Origin of the sequence: Candidatus Nanosynbacter lyticus, from assembly GCF_030253515.1 — a bacterium.
GTDB lineage: Bacteria > Patescibacteriota > Saccharimonadia > Saccharimonadales > Saccharimonadaceae > Nanosynbacter > Nanosynbacter lyticus_A.
The window spans coordinates 362306-381371 of record NZ_CP124549.1 but is presented as its reverse complement, the minus strand read 5'-3'; the positions used below and the strand labels follow the sequence as shown (position 1 = coordinate 381371).

General features: G+C 55.3%; 13 protein-coding genes and 1 pseudogene. 12 read left to right on the top strand and 2 right to left on the bottom strand.

The window, feature by feature from the left end:
- Window positions 1–58 precede the first annotated feature (58 nt).
- From NLML1_RS01960 to NLML1_RS01910, 11 genes and pseudogenes are all read left to right on the top strand, one after another.
- On the top strand, window positions 59–931 hold the full coding sequence (locus NLML1_RS01960; RefSeq protein ID WP_285441875.1) for a DUF2797 domain-containing protein: 873 nt from the start codon (window positions 59–61) through the stop codon (window positions 929–931).
- Between the two features lie 82 nt (window positions 932–1013).
- On the top strand, window positions 1014–2549 hold the full coding sequence (gene dnaX, locus NLML1_RS01955) for a DNA polymerase III subunit gamma/tau (RefSeq protein ID WP_285441874.1): 1536 nt from the start codon (window positions 1014–1016) through the stop codon (window positions 2547–2549).
- Window positions 2546–3904 carry a replicative DNA helicase gene (gene dnaB, locus NLML1_RS01950; RefSeq protein WP_285441873.1) on the top strand — a complete coding sequence of 453 codons (1359 nt, stop codon included), beginning with the start codon at window positions 2546–2548 and terminating at the stop codon, window positions 3902–3904. The genes dnaX and dnaB overlap by 4 nt, the downstream gene beginning before the upstream one ends.
- A gap of 22 nt (window positions 3905–3926) precedes the next feature.
- Window positions 3927–5387, top strand: coding sequence for a glycosyltransferase family 39 protein (locus tag NLML1_RS01945; RefSeq protein ID WP_285441872.1), 1461 nt, complete (start codon window positions 3927–3929; stop codon window positions 5385–5387).
- A gap of 31 nt (window positions 5388–5418) precedes the next feature.
- Window positions 5419–5718, top strand: a pseudogene (locus NLML1_RS01940) (YbaB/EbfC family nucleoid-associated protein); the annotation flags it as partial.
- A complete protein-coding gene (gene recR, locus NLML1_RS01935) occupies window positions 5718–6335 on the top strand; it encodes a recombination mediator RecR (protein WP_285441871.1) in 618 nt (205 codons plus the stop codon). The pseudogene NLML1_RS01940 and the gene recR, both read left to right, overlap by 1 nt.
- A 37-nt stretch (window positions 6336–6372) precedes the next feature.
- Window positions 6373–7254 (top strand): ABC transporter ATP-binding protein, encoded by an 882-nt coding sequence (locus NLML1_RS01930; RefSeq protein ID WP_285441870.1) that lies wholly within the window; start codon window positions 6373–6375, stop codon window positions 7252–7254.
- Window positions 7247–9223, top strand: a complete 1977-nt coding sequence (locus NLML1_RS01925) for an ABC transporter permease (RefSeq protein ID WP_285441869.1) — start codon at window positions 7247–7249, stop codon at window positions 9221–9223. Before NLML1_RS01930 ends, NLML1_RS01925 begins: the two co-directional genes overlap by 8 nt.
- A 42-nt stretch (window positions 9224–9265) precedes the next feature.
- Window positions 9266–10252 (top strand): DHH family phosphoesterase, encoded by a 987-nt coding sequence (locus NLML1_RS01920; RefSeq protein WP_285441868.1) that lies wholly within the window; start codon window positions 9266–9268, stop codon window positions 10250–10252.
- Between the two features lie 219 nt (window positions 10253–10471).
- Window positions 10472–10705: a hypothetical protein gene (locus tag NLML1_RS01915; RefSeq protein WP_138076846.1), complete on the top strand. Its 234-nt coding sequence runs from the start codon at window positions 10472–10474 to the stop codon at window positions 10703–10705.
- A 69-nt stretch (window positions 10706–10774) separates the two neighbouring features.
- Window positions 10775–11686, top strand: a complete 912-nt coding sequence (locus NLML1_RS01910; protein ID WP_285441867.1) for a hypothetical protein — start codon at window positions 10775–10777, stop codon at window positions 11684–11686.
- A 634-nt stretch (window positions 11687–12320) separates the two neighbouring features.
- On the opposite strand, the gene NLML1_RS01905 is transcribed toward NLML1_RS01910, so the two are convergent.
- Together NLML1_RS01905 and NLML1_RS01900 are read right to left on the bottom strand one after the other, a co-directional pair.
- Complete coding sequence (locus NLML1_RS01905; protein ID WP_285441866.1) at window positions 12321–14768, bottom strand: HAD-IC family P-type ATPase; 2448 nt, start codon at window positions 14766–14768, stop codon at window positions 12321–12323.
- Entirely contained in the window at window positions 14768–15244 is a 477-nt protein-coding gene (locus NLML1_RS01900) for a hypothetical protein (protein WP_285441865.1), read from the bottom strand. The genes NLML1_RS01905 and NLML1_RS01900 overlap by 1 nt, the downstream gene beginning before the upstream one ends.
- Window positions 15245–15299: 55 nt before the next feature.
- Between NLML1_RS01900 and NLML1_RS01895 the strand changes: the two genes are divergently transcribed.
- Window positions 15300–18791, top strand: a complete 3492-nt coding sequence (locus tag NLML1_RS01895) for an ATP-dependent helicase (protein WP_285441864.1) — start codon at window positions 15300–15302, stop codon at window positions 18789–18791.
- Window positions 18792–19066 lie beyond the last annotated feature (275 nt).

The following is a 19066-nucleotide window of genomic DNA, read 5'->3' as shown; positions in this document are numbered from 1 at the left end:
TTTTGACATTTGAAGCCGTCCCGGGCGGTTACCGGGCGGCTTTTGATATAATGGTGCTATGTCTGGGGAGTTTTTGCTAAGCTACGCCAGCTTTGATACCGAAAACCGGCCATTTCTGGAATGGCAGATTGACGGCAAGACTGAGCGTGGTGATGTTTTGGGACAGGAGCTGTCACTGGCGTTTGATTTTTCGACCAAATATTGTACCGGCTGGGTGGATTTTGAAAATCATTGCAACCAGGTTTGTCCTGACGGTGCCACGGTTGATGAGAAATATGAAAATTGCTTGAAATGTCGTAACAGAACTGGCTTTAATCCTGCGTTTTATCACACCGATTCGGTGTCGGCACAACAAGAAAAAATCAATCAGCAGCCGCACTTCGTCTATCTGGCATATTTCGCGCCGGGAGTTATTAAAGTTGGTATCTCGCAGGAAAAGCGCGGTATCCGACGACTGTTGGAACAGGGAGCGCGGCTGGGGTTGAAACTAGAGACGTTTTCTTCGGCCTTGATTGCTCGGCAGTATGAGGCAAAAGTTGCCAGTCTAAGTGGCATCATGGAAACAGTAGCCGCCAGCAAAAAGCCGGGGCTGATCAGGCGGACGCTTGATGCTGTGGCGGCGGAGCAGGCCTTGACTGACACACTGATGCGCATTCACCACCAGTTGGGGCTGGATTTCCCAAACCGAGAATTCATCACATGTGAAGATTATTTTCACACGGATGGCCGCGATCTTAGTAGTGTGATTGACATGACAGGGAACAATACCATGGCCGGCACGGTCGTCAGTATCATCGGCCCGATCCTCATCACCGACTACGACGGGCAGCTACTGGCATACAACGTGAAAAAATTCATCGGCTACCAGGCGCAGGTAGTTGACGGCGCCATTGACATCGAACTACCCAGCACACAGCTGGCGCTGTTTTAATGCGTGTTCGCGAGGCGAGTCGTCTTTAGATCAACCGCCAAACGGCTTACTAATCCCGCACTTTGCGCTATAATACATAAGTATGAGTCAGGCACTGTACCGCAAATATCGCAGTCGCAGCTTGGACGAGGTGTTGGGGCAAGATCACGTGACCAACATTTTGCGCCGAGCGCTGGAGCAGGGGAAAATCGCCCATGCGTATTTGCTGACGGGTCCGCGCGGCGTGGGAAAAACCAGCGTAGCACGCATTTTGGCGCATGAGATCAATCAGTTACCGTACGACGAGGAAGCCTCGCACCTGGATATCATTGAGATTGATGCCGCCAGCAACAACGGCGTCGACGACATCCGCGCCCTGCGCGAAAAAGCCCAGGTCGCACCGGTTTCTGCACCGAAAAAAATTTACATCATCGACGAAGTCCACATGCTGTCCAAACCTGCGTTCAACGCACTGCTAAAAACGCTGGAGGAGCCACCAGCACACGTAGTCTTCATCCTCGCCACCACCGACGCCGACAAGCTGCCCGCCACCATTCTCAGCCGCGTCCAGCAATTTTTCTTTCGCCCCATTCCAGCGGACATCATGGCGCGTCAGCTGATGGCTATTGCCGAGAAAGAGGGCTTTACCATCGAGGCAGACGCTGCTCGGCTGATCGCTGAGCGCTCGCGCGGCGGGTTTCGCGACGGCATCAGTATGCTTGATCAATTGTCAGCATTAGCGGACGCTAATAAGCCGCTGAGTGCGTCGGACGTTGCTCAGCACCTGGGGCTGAGCGCCACGGAGACACTGGAAAATTTACTGGAGCTGTATCAACAGCGCGATGCTTCTGGGGCGTTGAATGTGCTTGGTGAGCTGGAGAAAGCCGGCACCGATCCGGTCGTCCTGTCCCGTCAATTACTATCATTGCTGCGCGCGCGATTGCATCAGCGGCCGGAGTTAATTACATTAGTCAAGCAGCTAATCGAGGTCGACCGCCATCCACATCCGGACTTGAAATTATTGACAATCTTTATGGACAATGGAGAACAGCCGGCTAATACATCGCCCGAGCCATCGCCGTTGATCGCCAGTCCCAAAACTACAGCCAAACCGCCGGTCACCATTTCCAAATCGCCGATAGATAAGCCAGAGCCACCGGCAGCTACTTCAGAAGCGCCAGCCCCAGCCGCTCAGCCAGCAGAAAATTCACCAAAAACCATCCCGAAACAGGAGCAAACTAATGGCTCTGCAGATAAAACGGCAGCAGACGCCGCCCCGGCAGGCAGTCAACCGGCACCAGACAGCTCGCCAGATTCCACCGCCACAGACATCGACTGGGATAAGATTATCGCTCTGGCCAAAGAACAGTCGTTTGCTATTGCAACATTGTTGCAAAAGTGCAGTTGGCAACGAGACGGCAACACCTTGACCCTGTACGTCGGTAATGCCTTTAATAAAAAGAAGTTGGATGATGCGAAAAATCGTCCGCTTATTGCGACAATTGTGCAACAAGTCACCGGCACTGAACTAGATATTGCGACAATCGGACAAAAAGCCCCGCCCAAAGACGCCGAACTTGCAAAAATTGCCGAGCTAATGGGCGGCGGCGAAGAAGTTAACCTGGAGGAATTATCATGAGCGAAAAAAACCAAACTGAGACTATGGCGGGCAAACTGCCGCCGCAAAACCTGGACGCTGAAAAAAGCCTGCTCGGCGCAATTCTCATCGACGAGGAAGTCCTGGCCGACGCCTCGGAAATCGTCAAACCGAACGACTTTTATGATAAAAACCACGGGCTGATTTTCGCTGGCATGATGCGGCTGTTTGAGAAGCACAAGCCGGTTGACCTCTTGACCTTGACTGATGAGCTGAAGCGCAAGGACGAGTTGGAACTCATCGGCGGCTCGGCGTATTTGACGGAGCTCACCAACTACGTGCCAACAGCAGCGCACGCGGCGGCATACGCCGAAATGGTGGCGCAAACAGCGGTGCGGCGGCGCCTGATCAAGGCCAGTAGCGGCATCACCGAGCTTGGCTACGATGAATCGACGACGACCCAGGAATTATTAGAAAAAGCCGAGGCCGAACTATTCAGCGTCTCCGACCAGTCATTGAAACAGGATTTGGTCAGCCTGGAAAGTATCTTGACCGATAGTTTTGATCGTATCGAGGAGCTTCACCGCAACAAGGGCAGCCTGCGCGGCATGCGGACCGGCTACCGCGATCTGGACACCATGACGGCGGGGCTGCAAAAGTCGGATTTGATTATCCTGGCCGCCCGTCCAGCCATGGGTAAAACCACGCTGGTGACTAACCTAGCCTACAATGTAGCGACGATCGAGAAAAAGCCGGTGCTGTTTTTCAGCCTCGAGATGAGTAAGGAGCAGTTGACCGACCGTATGCTGGCTGATGCGGCCGGCGTTGATAGCTGGAATATTCGCACCGGTAACTTGAGCGGCGATGATTTTGAGAAATTATCCGAAGCCATGGGCGAGATGGCAGAGGCGCCGATTTACATTGACGACACGCCGGGCCTCAGCATTCTGGAGATGCGCACCAAGGCTCGTCGGCTGGCGCACGAAGGCGAAATTGGCCTGATTATCGTCGACTACCTGCAGCTGATGCAGGCCACCAACAATCACAACGGCAACCGCGTCCAGGAAGTGTCGGAAATCTCCCGCGGCCTGAAGTTAATCGCCCGCGAACTCAACGTGCCGTTAATTGCCCTCAGTCAGCTGAGCCGTTCGGTCGAGTCGCGGACGCCGCCAATTCCACAGCTGGCCGACCTGCGCGAGTCCGGCTCCATCGAGCAGGACGCCGACATCGTCAGCTTTATTTACCGCCCAGGCTACTACGAACCGGATAATCCAGAGGTGCAAAACATCACCGACCTGATCATCGCCAAGCACCGTAACGGCCCAGTCGGCAAGATTCAACTCTACTTCCATCCGGAGCGCCTGCGTTTTATGAGCTTGGATCGCAAGCATGACTAGAATTGTGCTATAATCAATACCAATGAAAAAGCACAAACTCGCCGACTCGGCTGTCTATCGCTGGCGCTATTGGCTGGGCTACATGGCGCTGATTGTGCTATTCTGTGCGGCCATCACCGCCGCTAGTTTGTATGCCCCGGGCGGCGTGACCGAGGCAGAGATCGAGGCGCTTGGCACCACGAATGCTATCTCGCCGAGCCATCTCGGCTCGCTCGCTCAAACCAACTTGCCATTCCACCTCTTGCAGCGTGGACTGTTCAGCTTATTTGGCGTCACCATCTATACCATCAAGCTGCCATCGCTCATCCTGTCGTTCGTCGCTGCTGTCGCCGTGTTTTTCCTGCTACGGCGCTGGTTTAAGCCCAATGTCACCATTCTGTCGCTCGTCATTATGACGGTCACCGGCCAGCTGATCTTCTTTGCTCAAAGCTTCACGCCGCACATCCTCTACATCACCTATGCCGCGCTCATCCTCCTCTTCGCCAGCCTAATCGTCCAGCGCGCTAAGGGCTCATCCCTGTGGCGGCTGCTACTGGCAGCGACGGTCGGCCTGAGCCTGTTTACGCCGTATTTTTGGTATATTCATCTGACGCTGCTACTGGTAGCGCTGATCCACCCGCATACACGCTACGCACTACTCGCCAAACGCAATCGCTTCAAATGGCTGCCAGCGATCATCGTTCTCGCGCTCACGAGCGCGCCGGCAATTTTCCTCGCCGCGACGCATCATGATCTACTCAAATCACTGGTCGGTATTCACAGCCTCAGCTGGGCGCTGGTCGATAATTTGCGGTTGCTGCTGTATCATTATTTCTGGGTTAAGCCGACCGTTATCGGTGGTCAGATCGCACCAGTGCTCGACTTTTCGGCGCTGTTTCTGATCATGCTTGGTCTGTTCAAAACCATCCAGCACCACCACACCGCGCGTTCGTACATGATCGGCGTCTGGCTGCTACTAAGTTTACCGCTGCTGGTACTGCAGCCATCAATGACCAGCATTATTATCTTGCCACTATTTATCCTGCTGGCGGTTGGCGTCGAGGCGCTGCTCAATCAATGGTATTCGCTGTTCCCGCGCAATCCTTATGCCCGCATCACCGGCTTATTGATGCTGATGGCGCTCATCGGCGTGATGGTGCTCTCGGGTCTCGACCGCTTTACCAATGGGTATCGCCATTTCTCGGGCGCCGTACATGAATTTAGCACCGACTTGCCACTGCTCCAAAAAGCCATCGCCGGCCGGCAAAACGTCGTTCTCGTCGCTAACCCGCACGAGGCACCACTCTACGAAACCGTCGCCCGCTATAGCAAGCACAAACTTGCCGTCAATCAACCGGCCGCGGAGGGTACTACGCTCGTCATCACCCGCGCTGAACAAATGGCGCACCCCAACACTGACGGCTGGACACTCGAGCGTATCGTCACCAATAGCCACGCCGAGCAGGCTGACCGCTTTTACCTCTACAAATCAGCGAAAAAATAGCGTATAATGAAAAAGTAAATTCAAGGAGGAATTAATAATTATGGCGTTTGACCAAGTCAAGATGTTGCAGCAACTGCGCAAGGCCCAGAAACAGCTCGGCAAAGAAATCATTGAAGTAGAGGCCGGCGACGGTGCAGTGATCGTCCAGATCACCGGCGAGCTGAAAATTAAGTCGATCAAGATTAATCCAAAGATGGTTGACCTCGATAATATCGAGCAGCTGGAGCACTGGATCCAAATCGCAATTCGCGACGGTCTAGCCAAAGCGCAGGAAGTTGCTGCCGAGACGATGAAACCGCTGATGGGCGGGCTAGGCAACTTGCCGTTCTAATGAAACCGACGATTTTGCCGGCGGCGCTGACGACGCTAATTGATGAGTTTGGCGGGCTGCCCGGTGTCGGGCCGCGAACCGCCGAGCGCTATGCGTATGCCGTACTTCGGCGTGACGCCAGGCGAGCTGAGCAGCTAGCGCGGGCGCTGGACCGGCTGCATACACGCGTCAAAACCTGTCCGGTCACGTTCGCGCTGATTGATCACGATCAAGAGGTGTCGCCGCTATACCAAGACGAGTCGCGCAATCGCCGCTTGATTTGCGTGGTTGAAGAGCCACTGGATATCGTGGCGCTGGAGCGGACGGGGCAGTATAGCGGCACCTATCACGTGCTGGGCGGCGCGATTTCGCCAATTGATGGCATCGGCCCGGAGCAGCTGCACATCCCTGAGCTCATCGAGCGAATCAAGCATGATAACGCCGAGGAATTAATCATCGCCACCAACGCGTCGGTCGAAGGCGAGTCAACCGCGCTCTTTTTGCAGTGCTACCTCCAGGAGGCCGGCCTCACCATCACCATCTCGCGCCTGGCCCGCGGCATCCCCGTCGGCGTCGACCTTGAATACGCCGACCAAATTACGCTGACGCATGCGCTGGAAGGACGACGAACGCTGTAGCTTGCTAAGGCCATCCTGCTTTTGCTACAATACAACCATGAAACCAGAGGTGGGGAAGGTGCGCGCTGAGGATATCGCGGCATTTTTAGCGAAGTTTGACGACGTCGAGGAAGCAATTGACGCAATCCGCGGCTTTGCTCAGCCGGCTGTTTCGGCCGGCTTAGTTGACTTACCTCCAGCCGCCAAATCTAGCCCAGCCACCAAGGTTATGACACCGCCCGCTGCCGCGCCAGAACGCTCCAGCCGCTACCATATCGCCGTAACCGACCTCGCCAAATCTTACCGCGTCGGCCGCCAGACCATTCCAGCGCTCGGCGGCGTTAGCCTTGATATTTTCGCTGGCGAATTCGTGGCCATCACTGGCGCTAGCGGCTCGGGCAAAAGTACTTTATTGCAGCTCATCGGCGGACTCGACAAGCCGTCCACCGGTCAAATCCTCATCAACGACCAGCCGCTCAGCCGCTTGTCTGACCGGCAACTGTCGCGGTTCCGATCGCGCGAAATCGGCTTTGTCTTTCAATCATTTTATCTGCAGCCATTCCTAACCCTGTCTGCCAATCTGGAAATTCCCGCCATGTTTGCCCGCATTAAGCCCAAGCAGCGCCGCGCCCGCGCCCAGGAACTCGCCGAATTGGTCGGACTAGCAGACCGGATGCACCATTTGCCGCGCGAACTTTCTGGCGGTCAAATTCAGCGCGCTGCCATCGCCCGCGCCTTATTCAATCGCCCGAATATTTTACTCGCCGACGAACCGACAGGCAATCTGGACAGCGCCAATTCCGACCGTATCATTGATCTATTTCACCAAATCCGCCGCGAACTCGGCACCACAGTCGTTATCGTTACGCATAATCCAGACATCGCCGCAGCAGCCGATCGTGAAATCCGCCTGAAGGACGGGAGAATAGCCGATGCTTAGAATCACCGATTCGCTGCGGCTGGCTGGCACCAAACTCCGAGTGCGGCGTATTCGCTTATCTATCACCGTGGTCGTGTCTGGGCTGCTTTTCGCGGCGCTGCTGGCGGGACTGACTATGCTAATGGGCGCCCAGCGGAGCGTCGAGGAATTTGATCGAGGCAGCCTGAATAACCGCTATTTGGTGGCGCAAACCGCCATTCGGCCAAATACTATTGAATTTACCTCAAATCTAACTGCTCGCGCCGAAGCCGAACGTACGCAAATGATCAAGGACAAGCAGGCGCTGGCCGCCCGCCTCGGCCTGCCATACGACCCCAAATCCGAACCGCCAATCATGCAGTCGTTTCCTGATAGCCAGCCGTACCCGAACGACCAGAGCGTCATCGTCCAGCGGCTTATTCGCCAGGAGACCGCCAAATTGCCGCGCCTCACAGCGGACGCGCAGTGGCAATTTGCCCGCACCCGCGGCGCCGTGCGACAGTTTAGTATTCAGTCAATCGCCGCCAATGGCATGCTGAATTATATGGAGCGGGGACTCGAATCGTTTGACGACAAGCGCCAGCAAAACAACCAGCCGACACCGCTGGAAGAATTTAAACAGCAATTCGGCAGTATAACCACCATCGACCAATCGCTGCTGGGCGGGTATTTGCTCACTGGCGCCAATACCAAACCCAGCGAGATTCCGCTGATCATCCGTTACCAGGACGCTGAAGTGCTGCTCGGCCTCAAGCCGCTGGATAAAAATGCCGGCAATGACATGCAGCTAGCACGGCTCAAAGAATTGCGCCAAAAAGCCAGGCAGTTGACATTCAGCGCCTGTTATCGCAACCCGACTTCGCGAGCGTTACTGCAAACCGCCAAACAGCAAATCCAAGCTGCCGCCAATCAAGCTAAGAAACCATCCGCCGATTATGTCAAACCAGACCGCGAATACGCCATGCCGTCCGCTGATTCCTGCGCTGCGCCGGCCGTCGTTAAGGATAATCGTTCAGCCGAAGCCAAGCGCACCGAAGCTAACCAGCGCCAATTTGATCAGACTTTCGGCTCAGCCCAGCCCGAACCTGCCCAGGCTAAATTTACTTTCCGCGTCGTCGGCCTGATGCCGGACGGTATTGAAGCCGCCCAAAGCGACATCGGCAGCTTCTTACAGCAATTTTTAAGCGCCCGCCTGTCATACACCTGGATCATGCCGCGCGGCCCGATGACCACCTCAGCGCAAACAGCGCTTGAATCAACTATTCAAACCGCCAACAATGATCAAGGCGGCGCCAACAGGGAAGAGACGCTAGCTATCTATGAATTCAGCGACCCCAATAAAGCTCGCAGCTACCTGGCAGCCGCTTCTTGCGGCGAAGGGAATTCTGGCGGCACGGAAATAACCGATTTATCCGCCCAGCCCGAACCCGCCGCTGAAGCTTCCAAAACCCAAAAATCTAATAAGTCAATCTGCCTGCCGCACTACGTAGTATTCGCGTCGCCCACCGGCAGCAACTCGCTCGTCAATTACGACGCCATGGAACGCCTCAGGCCAATCATCATGTGGACGTTCATCGGCGTGACGGTCATCGCCGCCTTTATCTTGCTGATTATCATCTCCCGCACCATCGCCGACAGCCGCAAAGAATCCGCAGTTTTTCGAGCGCTCGGAGCAACGCGGCTTGATATTAGCCAAATTTATTTCGTCTACACCATGATCGTGGCGCTGCTTACCGCGCTGTTTAGTATCGCCGCCGGACTAATCGTCGTATATATTGCCGACAATTTACTGGCTGGTCAAATCACCGCGACGCTGCGCATCGCCATGACGCCGAAAGATTTGGCGACAACCTTCCATTTTTGGACGATTGACTGGACGATCATCGGCGCGGTCGCCCTCAGTATCATCGCTGCTGCCGTGCTGGCGTGCCTGATACCGCTCATCCGCAACACCCGCCGCAACCCGATCAAAGACATGCGCGACGAGTAGCCCCGTCACCCCATCGAAACTCCCGTCTGCTATAATAAGACTATGTTTGATACCGCCCAGCAACTCATCCAATCTGCCAACAACATCGTCATCATCCAAGCCGAAAATCCTGACGGTGACAGTCTGGGTTCTAGCTTGGCGCTGGAGGAAGTGCTGAGTGATTTGGGTAAGACCGTGACGTTGTATTGCCCAGTCGATATCCCCAAATATCTGCGCTACATCCGCGGCTGGGACCGGGTGGTTGGCGATTTTCCGACCCGCGCCGACCTAGCTATCATCGTGGATACCAGCGCCGACGTACTACTCAGCAAGGTCTTAGAAACGCCGGGGGTGCGGCATTTTTTGGAAACGCACCCAGTTTTGGTCATCGACCACCACACCGCCGAGTCAACGCTGAGCTTTGAACACACTATGCTCTCTGACACGGTGGTGGCTACCGGGGAATTATTGTACCAATTGTTCACGCACGCTGGCTGGACCATCAACCAGCAAGCCGCCGAAAACCTCCTCATCGCCATCATGTCTGACAGTCTGGGTCTCACCACGCCAAACACCACTGCGGCGACCTTTCACGTGGCGGGCGAGTTGACCAAACTCGGCGCGTCCAATGCCGAAATCGAAGAGCGGCGGCGCGAATTTATGAAGAAATCACCGGAGATTTTGGCATACAAAGGCAAGCTAATTGAGCGCATCGAATATTTACTGGACGGACAATTGGCGCTGGTACACGTGCCATTTGAGGAAATTCAACAGTACAGCGACGCCTACAACCCCGGCGCGCTGATCGGCGACGAGCTGCGGTTGGTCGAGGGCGTGGCGCTCAGCTGCGTTATCAAAACTTATCCCGACGGCAAGCTAACTGCCCGCCTGCGCGGCAACCTACCGATCGCCGATACCGTAGCCGGCTACTTCGGCGGCGGCGGCCATCCGTACGCGGCTGGTTTTCGCGTATACGAGGAGTATGACGAGGCCGTGCGGGAGTTGGTGACGGCGACGGATAAGGCTTTGCGAGAAGTGGAGCAGGACTAAAACTTATACGGTTACTATATAACACGCCGCGATCGTAACGGGGGTGATAGAAATATTACACCACATTATTGACAAAAACCCTTGACGTTTTGTTCTCGTATTGATATATATCAGCCTTTCGTGCAATTTCGCACTGGGTTCGCATTTGACTCGTGCCATGTGTCAAATGTGCCGTTTGCGAGAAGGTCCATTCTCGCCCGACTCCAAAAGGAGTTTACTATGGCAACTGGACGTCCCCAAAAGGGATTGAACAGCAACAGGAACCACCACGACAGCTTCGGCCAGAGCGGCCAGCAGCGATTCGGTGGATCCCCGGGAAGCCTGCCGAAGGTGACCTTCAGCGGGCTCCCCACCTCCAAGTCGTCGACCCCGAAGGCCGACGCTCCTAGGTCGCTGACCAACCGTAGCGACTCAGGAACCTCGAACGACAAGGCTCCGTTCAAGAGCTTCTGAGTTCGAGAAGACTCCGCCCTGGCAGTGCAATCTGTTGGGGCGGAGTACTCACCCTGCTACAATAAACCCATGATCCACAAACTATATTCCGCTTACAACTTGCCAGCCGATCACGATGTTTGCCATTTGTTTGAGCATTTGGTTATTCGGCGGTTCTTACGAGCGGCAGAAAAATCTGGTAATGAGCGCGCCTTTATTGGCGAATTACATGGCACAACATCCGAATCGAGCGTCTTTTTTGACGTCGCGTTCTTTACTCGCGAATCAATTACGTTATTTGAAAAAGTCATCGCCGATGTAAAGCCGTTTGACTTATCCATGATTAACGAATCCGTCGCCCACATTGAAGCGGAAATGAGATCAAACGTTGTCATTTGGGATGAAAAAGAATTACGCAAACAACTGGCGCGCTGTCAAAAAGCTTTCGCCAGCCGCCGCTCCGCTAGACCTGACAAAATTACCGAACCAGTCAAAAGCCCGCCGCTAGAGGTTGATGATCAGCCAGATAATTTCATAGACATCACGCTGACGATTGAGGCTCCCGATGCCAGCAAGCAGGCAACCGCCGCCTTTTTCTGTATGTATCCGATACTGCTCGACCTGGTGCGCAGCGCGTGCTTTGACAGAGCGCCAGTCTATCCGTCCAGCCATAGCGAATTCACCGCCTACCATGACGGCAATTCGGTCAGCCAAACCTACACCGTTAAAAAATCTTTCGATTGGCAAAGCGCGGGCAAAGCAGCACAAAGCTATTTACGAACATTTGACATTACACCGCATGCCAGCCGCCTGAATGACCTCGCCAAAGCTTTCAAAACTGACCCGTTCTACAACCCCGCACCAATTTATTTTTACCAGAAAACCGCCGCGCCGCTGACAAAGCATGAGCTAGCGAAGGCCATCACCGCTGCAAATTTGCGGACGATTTTGAGAGCGATAACGGTGACCATCTCCGCTACGAAAGATCTGGGCGAGTCATGATTAGCGACCCGGCATAGCGCGGGGAGAGCGGAACAGCCACTCACAGAAAACACCGGCTACTATTTTCTATAAAAAGTTATCTATGATCATAACAGGGGTGAGAGAAGATATTATATCACATTTTTGACAAAATCCATTGACATTTTATTCTATTAGTGATATATATATCAGCTTTTGCTCAAAGTTTTCCTTAGGGCGGAAGTCGCCCTTTAGCTTTGAGCTTTTTCTAAGAAAGGTAGAAAGTATGCCCAAGAGTAAACTCATCGTGTTTGCGATCATCTCCGTTATTGGTGTTGTGGGGGGCAGTTGGATGCTCAGCGATGGTGCATGTTCTGGCCTCGATGAGTGCACCGGAATCCGAAATTGCGCTAAGAGCGAAAGCTGCTCAGCCGCGTTCTTCTCTGCGGTTATGGGAGCCGGGGGGATTATTATTACGGTGCATGATGTGATAACAAGACACATGAAGAGGTGAGGGCAAAGGGCTGCCCACCGAAAATGGCTCACCGACTGGGCTCAAACTGGTTGAGATGCATTACTTGCATTTCCTGGGTTGAGATATATCCAGTTCTGGTTTGAGCTCGTTCGGTGGGCTATTTTCATTGGAGATAATCAGGGATTGGAACTACTCGCCCGCTCATTCTGGGCGGTTCGTCTTCGTCCGCTCGTCGGCCGCCTCTACCATATCAGCAAACTTCCGACCAGCGCGGCGAGCCAGCCACCACTGGGCCAGGGCGACGGGGATGACCACAGCGATGCCCGGCCAGAGCAGGGCAACATTTGGCATGGTAAAGTCAAAGAACTGCCTGAGCGGCTCAATACCAAAACTCACCAAGGTAACGAACAGCACGCCCGCCATATACAGCGTCCGCGCCAGGTGCGCCCGCCTATCGAGGACCACACCGAGCATCGGCCCGACCAAAAACACCAGATAAATCCCAAAGAATGTGGCTGTCAGGACCGTCATCGTCGCTGCCTCGGCCGCCTGATGTGGATGCAGCGTCACGCCCGACCAGTAAGTAAACGCCACCGTCAGGCCCGTCAGCAGCGCGATCGGCGCCACCGCCTGCAGAGTGTCACGCCAGAAATGCGCCGGATTGACCCGATGACGCGGCCGCGGCGGAAACAGCGTCCACATAATCGTCGGCATGGTCACCAGGAAAATATTGAGAAAGGTGATGTGCCGCGGCGCGTACGGATAATTCAGCCCGACCAGCATGGTACTCAGTAGCAGCACCACGCCGTAAATAATCTTGTGAAAGAACAGGGTAGCGATGACTTCGATCGCTTGCATAATTCGATTACCCAGCTTCATGCCAATCGGCAGGGACGTAAACGAATTATTGAGTAAAATAATGTCCGCCACCCGCCGCGATGCCGGAGCACCCGCGTACATCGCCACACCGAGGTCAGATTTTTTCAACGCCAGCGCGTCGTTGACGCCGTCGCCGACCATGCCGGTGAACTTGCCGGACTGCTTGAAATGAGCGATCAGCCGCTCCTTTTGCTCTGGCAGCACGCGGGCAAAAATTGTGTGCTCGTCGGCAGCCTTATTGAAAGCTTTGTCGCTGAGACCTGCCAATACCGAGCCGAGGATGGCCTTGTCCGGATTAGCGATACCCGCCTCGCGCGCGATATGCTGCACGGTACGCGGATTGTCGCCGGAAATCACCCGGATGACCACGCCTTGCTGCTGGAGGAACTTGACCGTGTCAATCACGCCGTCGCGCAGGGAATTACGTAAAATCACCGCGCCAATCGCCCGCCCAGAACTGTCTGGCAAATCCTTCAATTTAGTCGTTTCATCATCAAATTCCGCCAGCATCAGCACCCTGAGGCCGCTGTCCGCCCACTCATCCAGCTGGCGTTGCAACATGGTGTCAACCGGCGCCAATTTAGCCACAAACTCTGGCGCTCCCATCATCAACGTCCGCACCGTGCCGTCGACCTTCGCCCGAACGCCCGCCATCTTGCGCGCCGAGGAAAAGGCCATCACCTCGATGATGTCTGCGTGCTTGGACGGCGTGAGTTCCGCGAGAATTGCTTGCCCAGTGATATTGCCGCCGCTGGTTTCATGAGCGATAAGGGCTGCCAGCTCGGCAACGTCCGAAGCAGCTTCAGATAGTTTTATCTCCGAAAATCTACGCGCTGGGCTGCCCGCGGTCGCTTGGGCTGCGGATTTTTCCGAGGTATCCGTAATCGAATTTGCCGGCATCATCTCATCAAACGCCACCACCCGCTCCAGCGTCACCTCGTCGCTGGTCAGCGTACCAGTCTTGTCCACCGCCAATAAATTAAGCAGCGCCATCGCCTCGATCGCCGCCAATTTCTGCGGCAACACCTTGGCCTGCGCCAGCCGCAGCGAGCCGAACGCCAGCAGCAGGGAACTGGCCAGCAGCAGCCCCTCCGGCACCACCGTTACCGCCGCCGAAGTAATGGTCTTTAGGATAATCACCACGTTATCACCCGACAAATAATACACGGTAAAAATCAGCGCTGCTAAGATAATTGCACCATATGTCAAGAAGGTAATCGCCCGCCAAATTGCCACCTGCAGCGGCGTCAGCTCCGGTTTGTAGCGCTTGAGGACTTGGCTGATGGCACCAGCCTTCGTTTGGTCGCCAACCGCCGTGACCCGCGCCGTACCTTCACCCGCCAGCACCGTGGTTGCCGCCAGCACCGTGTCGCCAGCCGCTTTCTCGACCGCCGCCGACTCGCCAGTGAGCATACTTTCATTCAGCTCCAGGCCCTTCGACGCTGTCACTGCCGCGTCCGCCGGCAGCTCATCACCAGCCCTAAGGATAATCTCATCACCCACCACCAGCGAATCATACGGCACCTCCACCGCCTGGCCGTCGCGCAGCACCCGCGCCCTGGGTGCACTCATCAGCTCCAGCCGGTGCAGCACCCGCTTGGCGCGAATTTCCTGCACGATGCCGATCAGCGAGTTGACCACGATCACCACCGAAATAAACCAAGCATCGCGGTACTCGCGCACATAAATCAGCGCCCCGGCCAGCAGGAAAATCGCCAGTACAATTGGCGATAGTAAATTTCTCTTGATAATGTCTAGATAATCTCGCATTATATTGCCTCGCTCCTTTTGTAATGTAATCGCGCCCCGACGCGATACCCACCGCGCGCGTCCGGGTCAAATTGGTATATTTCGCCACGCTTGACCTCTGATATGACGACCAGGGCTGGATTATACGGCACCAGCGTCCGATAATATATCAAGTCATCCGGCGAAGTCACCTTCATCCCCGGAAAAACCGCCTGAAACTTCTCGGTTGCCACGTCGTCAAAGTAGTTCGGCTGGTGCTTTGGCGGCACGAACCGCTCTGGCCGCAAGCCCATTCGCCGCACCAATCGCTTGACATCGCCTAGCGTCATGATGGCCCGCGCTGTAATGTAAGCCAACAATTCACCCGTCCTATCAAGCACCACCGTCGCCTGCGCCGTGCGGCTAACATCGCTCATCGGCAGCACGACCGACTGGATTTTGACCGTCAGTCCAAACTGATCATCAATCAATGCTGCAAGCGCCCGTTCATCGTGCATACCTACTATTTTACCATTGTTACCAGCGCCTGTGCCAGCGTGCTACAATTGACTCATGGATTTTGACACTCGCTACGCCACGCTGAACGCCAATCAGCGCCAAGCGGTCGATTATATTCACGGTTCGCTCCTAGTGATCGCCGGGCCAGGCACGGGCAAGACCGAGCTGCTGAGCATGCGCACCGCCCAGATTTTGCGCCAGACCGACACGCTGCCGGATAGTATTTTATGCCTGACCTTTACCGAGAGCGGCGCCGCCAACATGCGCCAGCGCCTGCGCCAGATCATCGGCGAGGATGCGTATAAAATTGCCATTCACACCTTTCACAGCTTCGGCACGGAGATTATCAATCAGCACAGGGAATATTTTTTTCACGGTGCTGACGCTCAACCAGCGGATGAACTGACGCAGCACCAAATTGTCGCGGGGATTCTAGAGAGGCTTGATTGGCGTAATCCGCTGAGCGTTAAAAACAACGGTGAATTCGTCTACACCAGCGAGCTGATCCGAGTCATTTCCGAGTTCAAGCAGAGCGGCCTCACGCCAGCGGAACTGCGGGCGATTACGGCGGATAATCAGCGCGTCATCGCCGACATTGCCTCCGACATTCAGCAGGTATTTGCGGCCAAAATTTCTAAAAAAACCATCGAATTATTTGCGCCGCTGGCGGAGAAGATTGCCAAGAGGGTCGGCGAGAGAGGTGCTACGGAACTTTCTGAAAATACGGCCAGCTCGACACCACATCACGCCAATTTACCGTCCTCCATCACCCCGTACGCTCAAGTTCTGGCACTCAGCATCGCCCACGCAGCCCAAGAGGCAATTGATGCCAACTCCACCAAACCGCTAACCGCCTGGAAAAACAAATGGTGCGAAAAGAACGCCGCCGGCGAGTTCGTCCTGAAGGATTTTACCGCCAGCGAGAAATTATCCGCCGCCATTGACGTCTACGAAGCATATGGCAACGTGCTAGCCGAGAGATCGCTGTTTGACTACGACGACATGATTTTGTCGGTCATTCAAGCCTGCGAGTCCCACCCAGAACTGCGCGCCAACCTCCAGGAGCAATTTCAGTTCATCATGGTCGACGAATTTCAGGACACCAATCTGGCGCAGCTGCGGCTGCTGTTCGACCTGACCGGCGATGAGGACAATCCCAACATCATGGCGGTCGGCGACGACGACCAGGCGATTTTCAGTTTTCAGGGCGCGGATGTTGGCAATATCCAGCGCTTCCGCCAGCACTATCACGACCCGAAAATCATCGTGCTGACGGACAATTACCGCTCGGCGGCTGACATCTTGACGGCGGCGCGCGGAGTGATTACCCAGGGGACGGATCGCTTAGAAAACACCATTGACGGCTTGTCAAAACAATTGACCGCACACGCGTCTGGTAACGGCGCGCGGGTTGAAATCCAGGAATTTGCCTCGGTGAGCGAGGAGCGGGCAGGGGTGGCCCGGCACATTGCCGAGCTGATCAAATGCGGCGAAAACCCAGCGCACATCACCGTCATCGCCCGCCATCACAAGGAGCTGATCGAGCTGCTGCCGTATCTGTACCGGGAGAATCTGACCGTTAATTATGAGCGCCACGACGACATCCTGGAGCAAGACATCATTCAAGCGCTGGACAAGCTAGCGCGGGTCGTCATGGCGATTCATCAGAATAATCTTGACGTCGCCAACAGCTTACTACCAGAGGTCATCGCCCATCCGGCGTTTGGCTTTTCGGCGCTGGATATCTGGCGGCTCAGCCTCCATGCCTATAACAATTGGCAGCTGTGGCTGGAGAGTATGCTGGCGAACAGCACCTTTCAGCCGTTCGGCGAGTGGCTGCTAGAGCGAGCGAAGGACGTGCCAAATTTGCCGCTGGAGGAGCAGTTGGATAGGTTGTTGGGGCTGGAGATGGATGCTGGAATTACTCCAATCGACTCCTCTTTACGCGCCGGGCGTCAGAGGACGCTCGGGCTGCAATCGCTGTACGGAGTCGATCAGAGCAATTCCAGCAGTGCTTGCTCCGACAAGAGTTCTTTGCCACCAACCAACGAGGACGCTCGGGCTGCAATCGCCGTACGGAGCTTTGAGGAAAGTTCCTCGCCCACCTCTCTTGCCGCCCACTACTTCTCGCCCGAAGCCCTTGCCGAACACCCCGACGCCTACCTGACCACGCTCGAGAGCCTACGCACGCTGCGCCAAAAATTACGCGACCGCATCACCGACGCGGCCCCGACATTGGCGGACTTCCTGGAATTCATCGACCTGCACCGCTCGACCAAAACCCGCCTGACGCACATCCGCCCCCAGGCCAGCGCCCTCGGCGGCGCTATCAACCTAATGACCGCCCACAAATCCAAGGGCCTAGAATTCCCACACGTTTTCGTCATCGGGGCAATCGACAGCGCGTGGGGCGAGAAAGTCCGCTCGCGCTCACGGCTAATTCGCTATCCCGCCAACCTCCAGCTCCAGCCCGCCGGCGCCAGCTACGACGAGCGGCTGCGGCTATTCTTTGTGGCGATGACCCGCGCCAAAACCACCCTGACCATGACCTATTCCCAGACCAACGACGCCGGCAGCGACACCATGATCGCCAGCTTCCTGACCGACCACGCACCGACGATTATCCCCGCTGCCGACACGCCCGCGGCGCAAATTACCGTGGCGCAAACCGACTGGAGCACGCGGCTGAGTGCGCCGATTACCACAGATCTCAAGGATGTGCTGGCGCCGACCTTAGAAACCTACAAACTTTCCGTCACTCATCTCAATAATTTCCTCGACGTCTCGCGCGGCGGACCACAGAACTTTTTGTTGAACAATCTCCTGCGCTTTCCGTCCGCTAAGAGTCCCGCCGCCAGCTACGGCACCGCCATCCACGCCAGTCTCCAGCAGCTGCACAATCTGCTGCGCGCCGACCACCGCCTGCCGCCCACCGAGCGCATTCTCCAATATTTCCGCACATCGCTTGAGGCCCAGCACCTACCTCCCGACGATTTCGCGCTATATCTAGACAAGGGTACGGCAGCGCTGACGGCGTTTCTGGACGCCAAATCGTCCGATTTTCATGACACGGAGCTCGCGGAACTCGATTTCGCTCACCAAGGCGTCGTCGTTGGCGGCGCGCGCCTGACCGGCAAGCTGGACGTCGCCGACATTGATAAGCATAATAAAACCATCTTCGTGACCGATTATAAGACCGGCAAGCCGTCACACTCCTGGAGGGGCACATCTGATTACGAAAAAATCAAGCTCCACAAATACCGCCAGCAGCTGATGTTTTATCAACTCCTGGTCACGTCGTCGCGTGATTATAGCAATTTCACCTTCACCGGCGCCCGCCTGCAGTTCGTCGAGCCGGACATGAAAACCGGCGACATCCTCAGCTTGGAAGACACGTTCTCTGAGGAAGAACTGACTGAATTCGCCCGGCTGATCAATGTCGTCTGGCGGAAAATCACCACGCTGAGTCTACCGGATATCTCTGGGTATTCAGCAGATTATAAGGGGATGATGCAGTTTGAGGATGATTTGTTGACAAAGGAATGATAATCCCTCCGCGGGGCATAGCGAGAATAAGGACACGACATTTCCGCCCAGATTCACTCCCGCCAGAGCCTTATGCTGTATTGAAATAGATCACCGAGGTTATTGACTCTTTGAGTTATGTATGATATAAACGTATTTGACTCTTCATTGAAGAGTTGTTGTAGTGAGTGCGCTCAGGCGACCATCACTCTGCATCCGCAGAGTAGCGTCTGGTGGAAAGCACTTCACTCGCTGCAACCCACAACACCTCAAAGGAGGTGAGGGAGCATGCCATG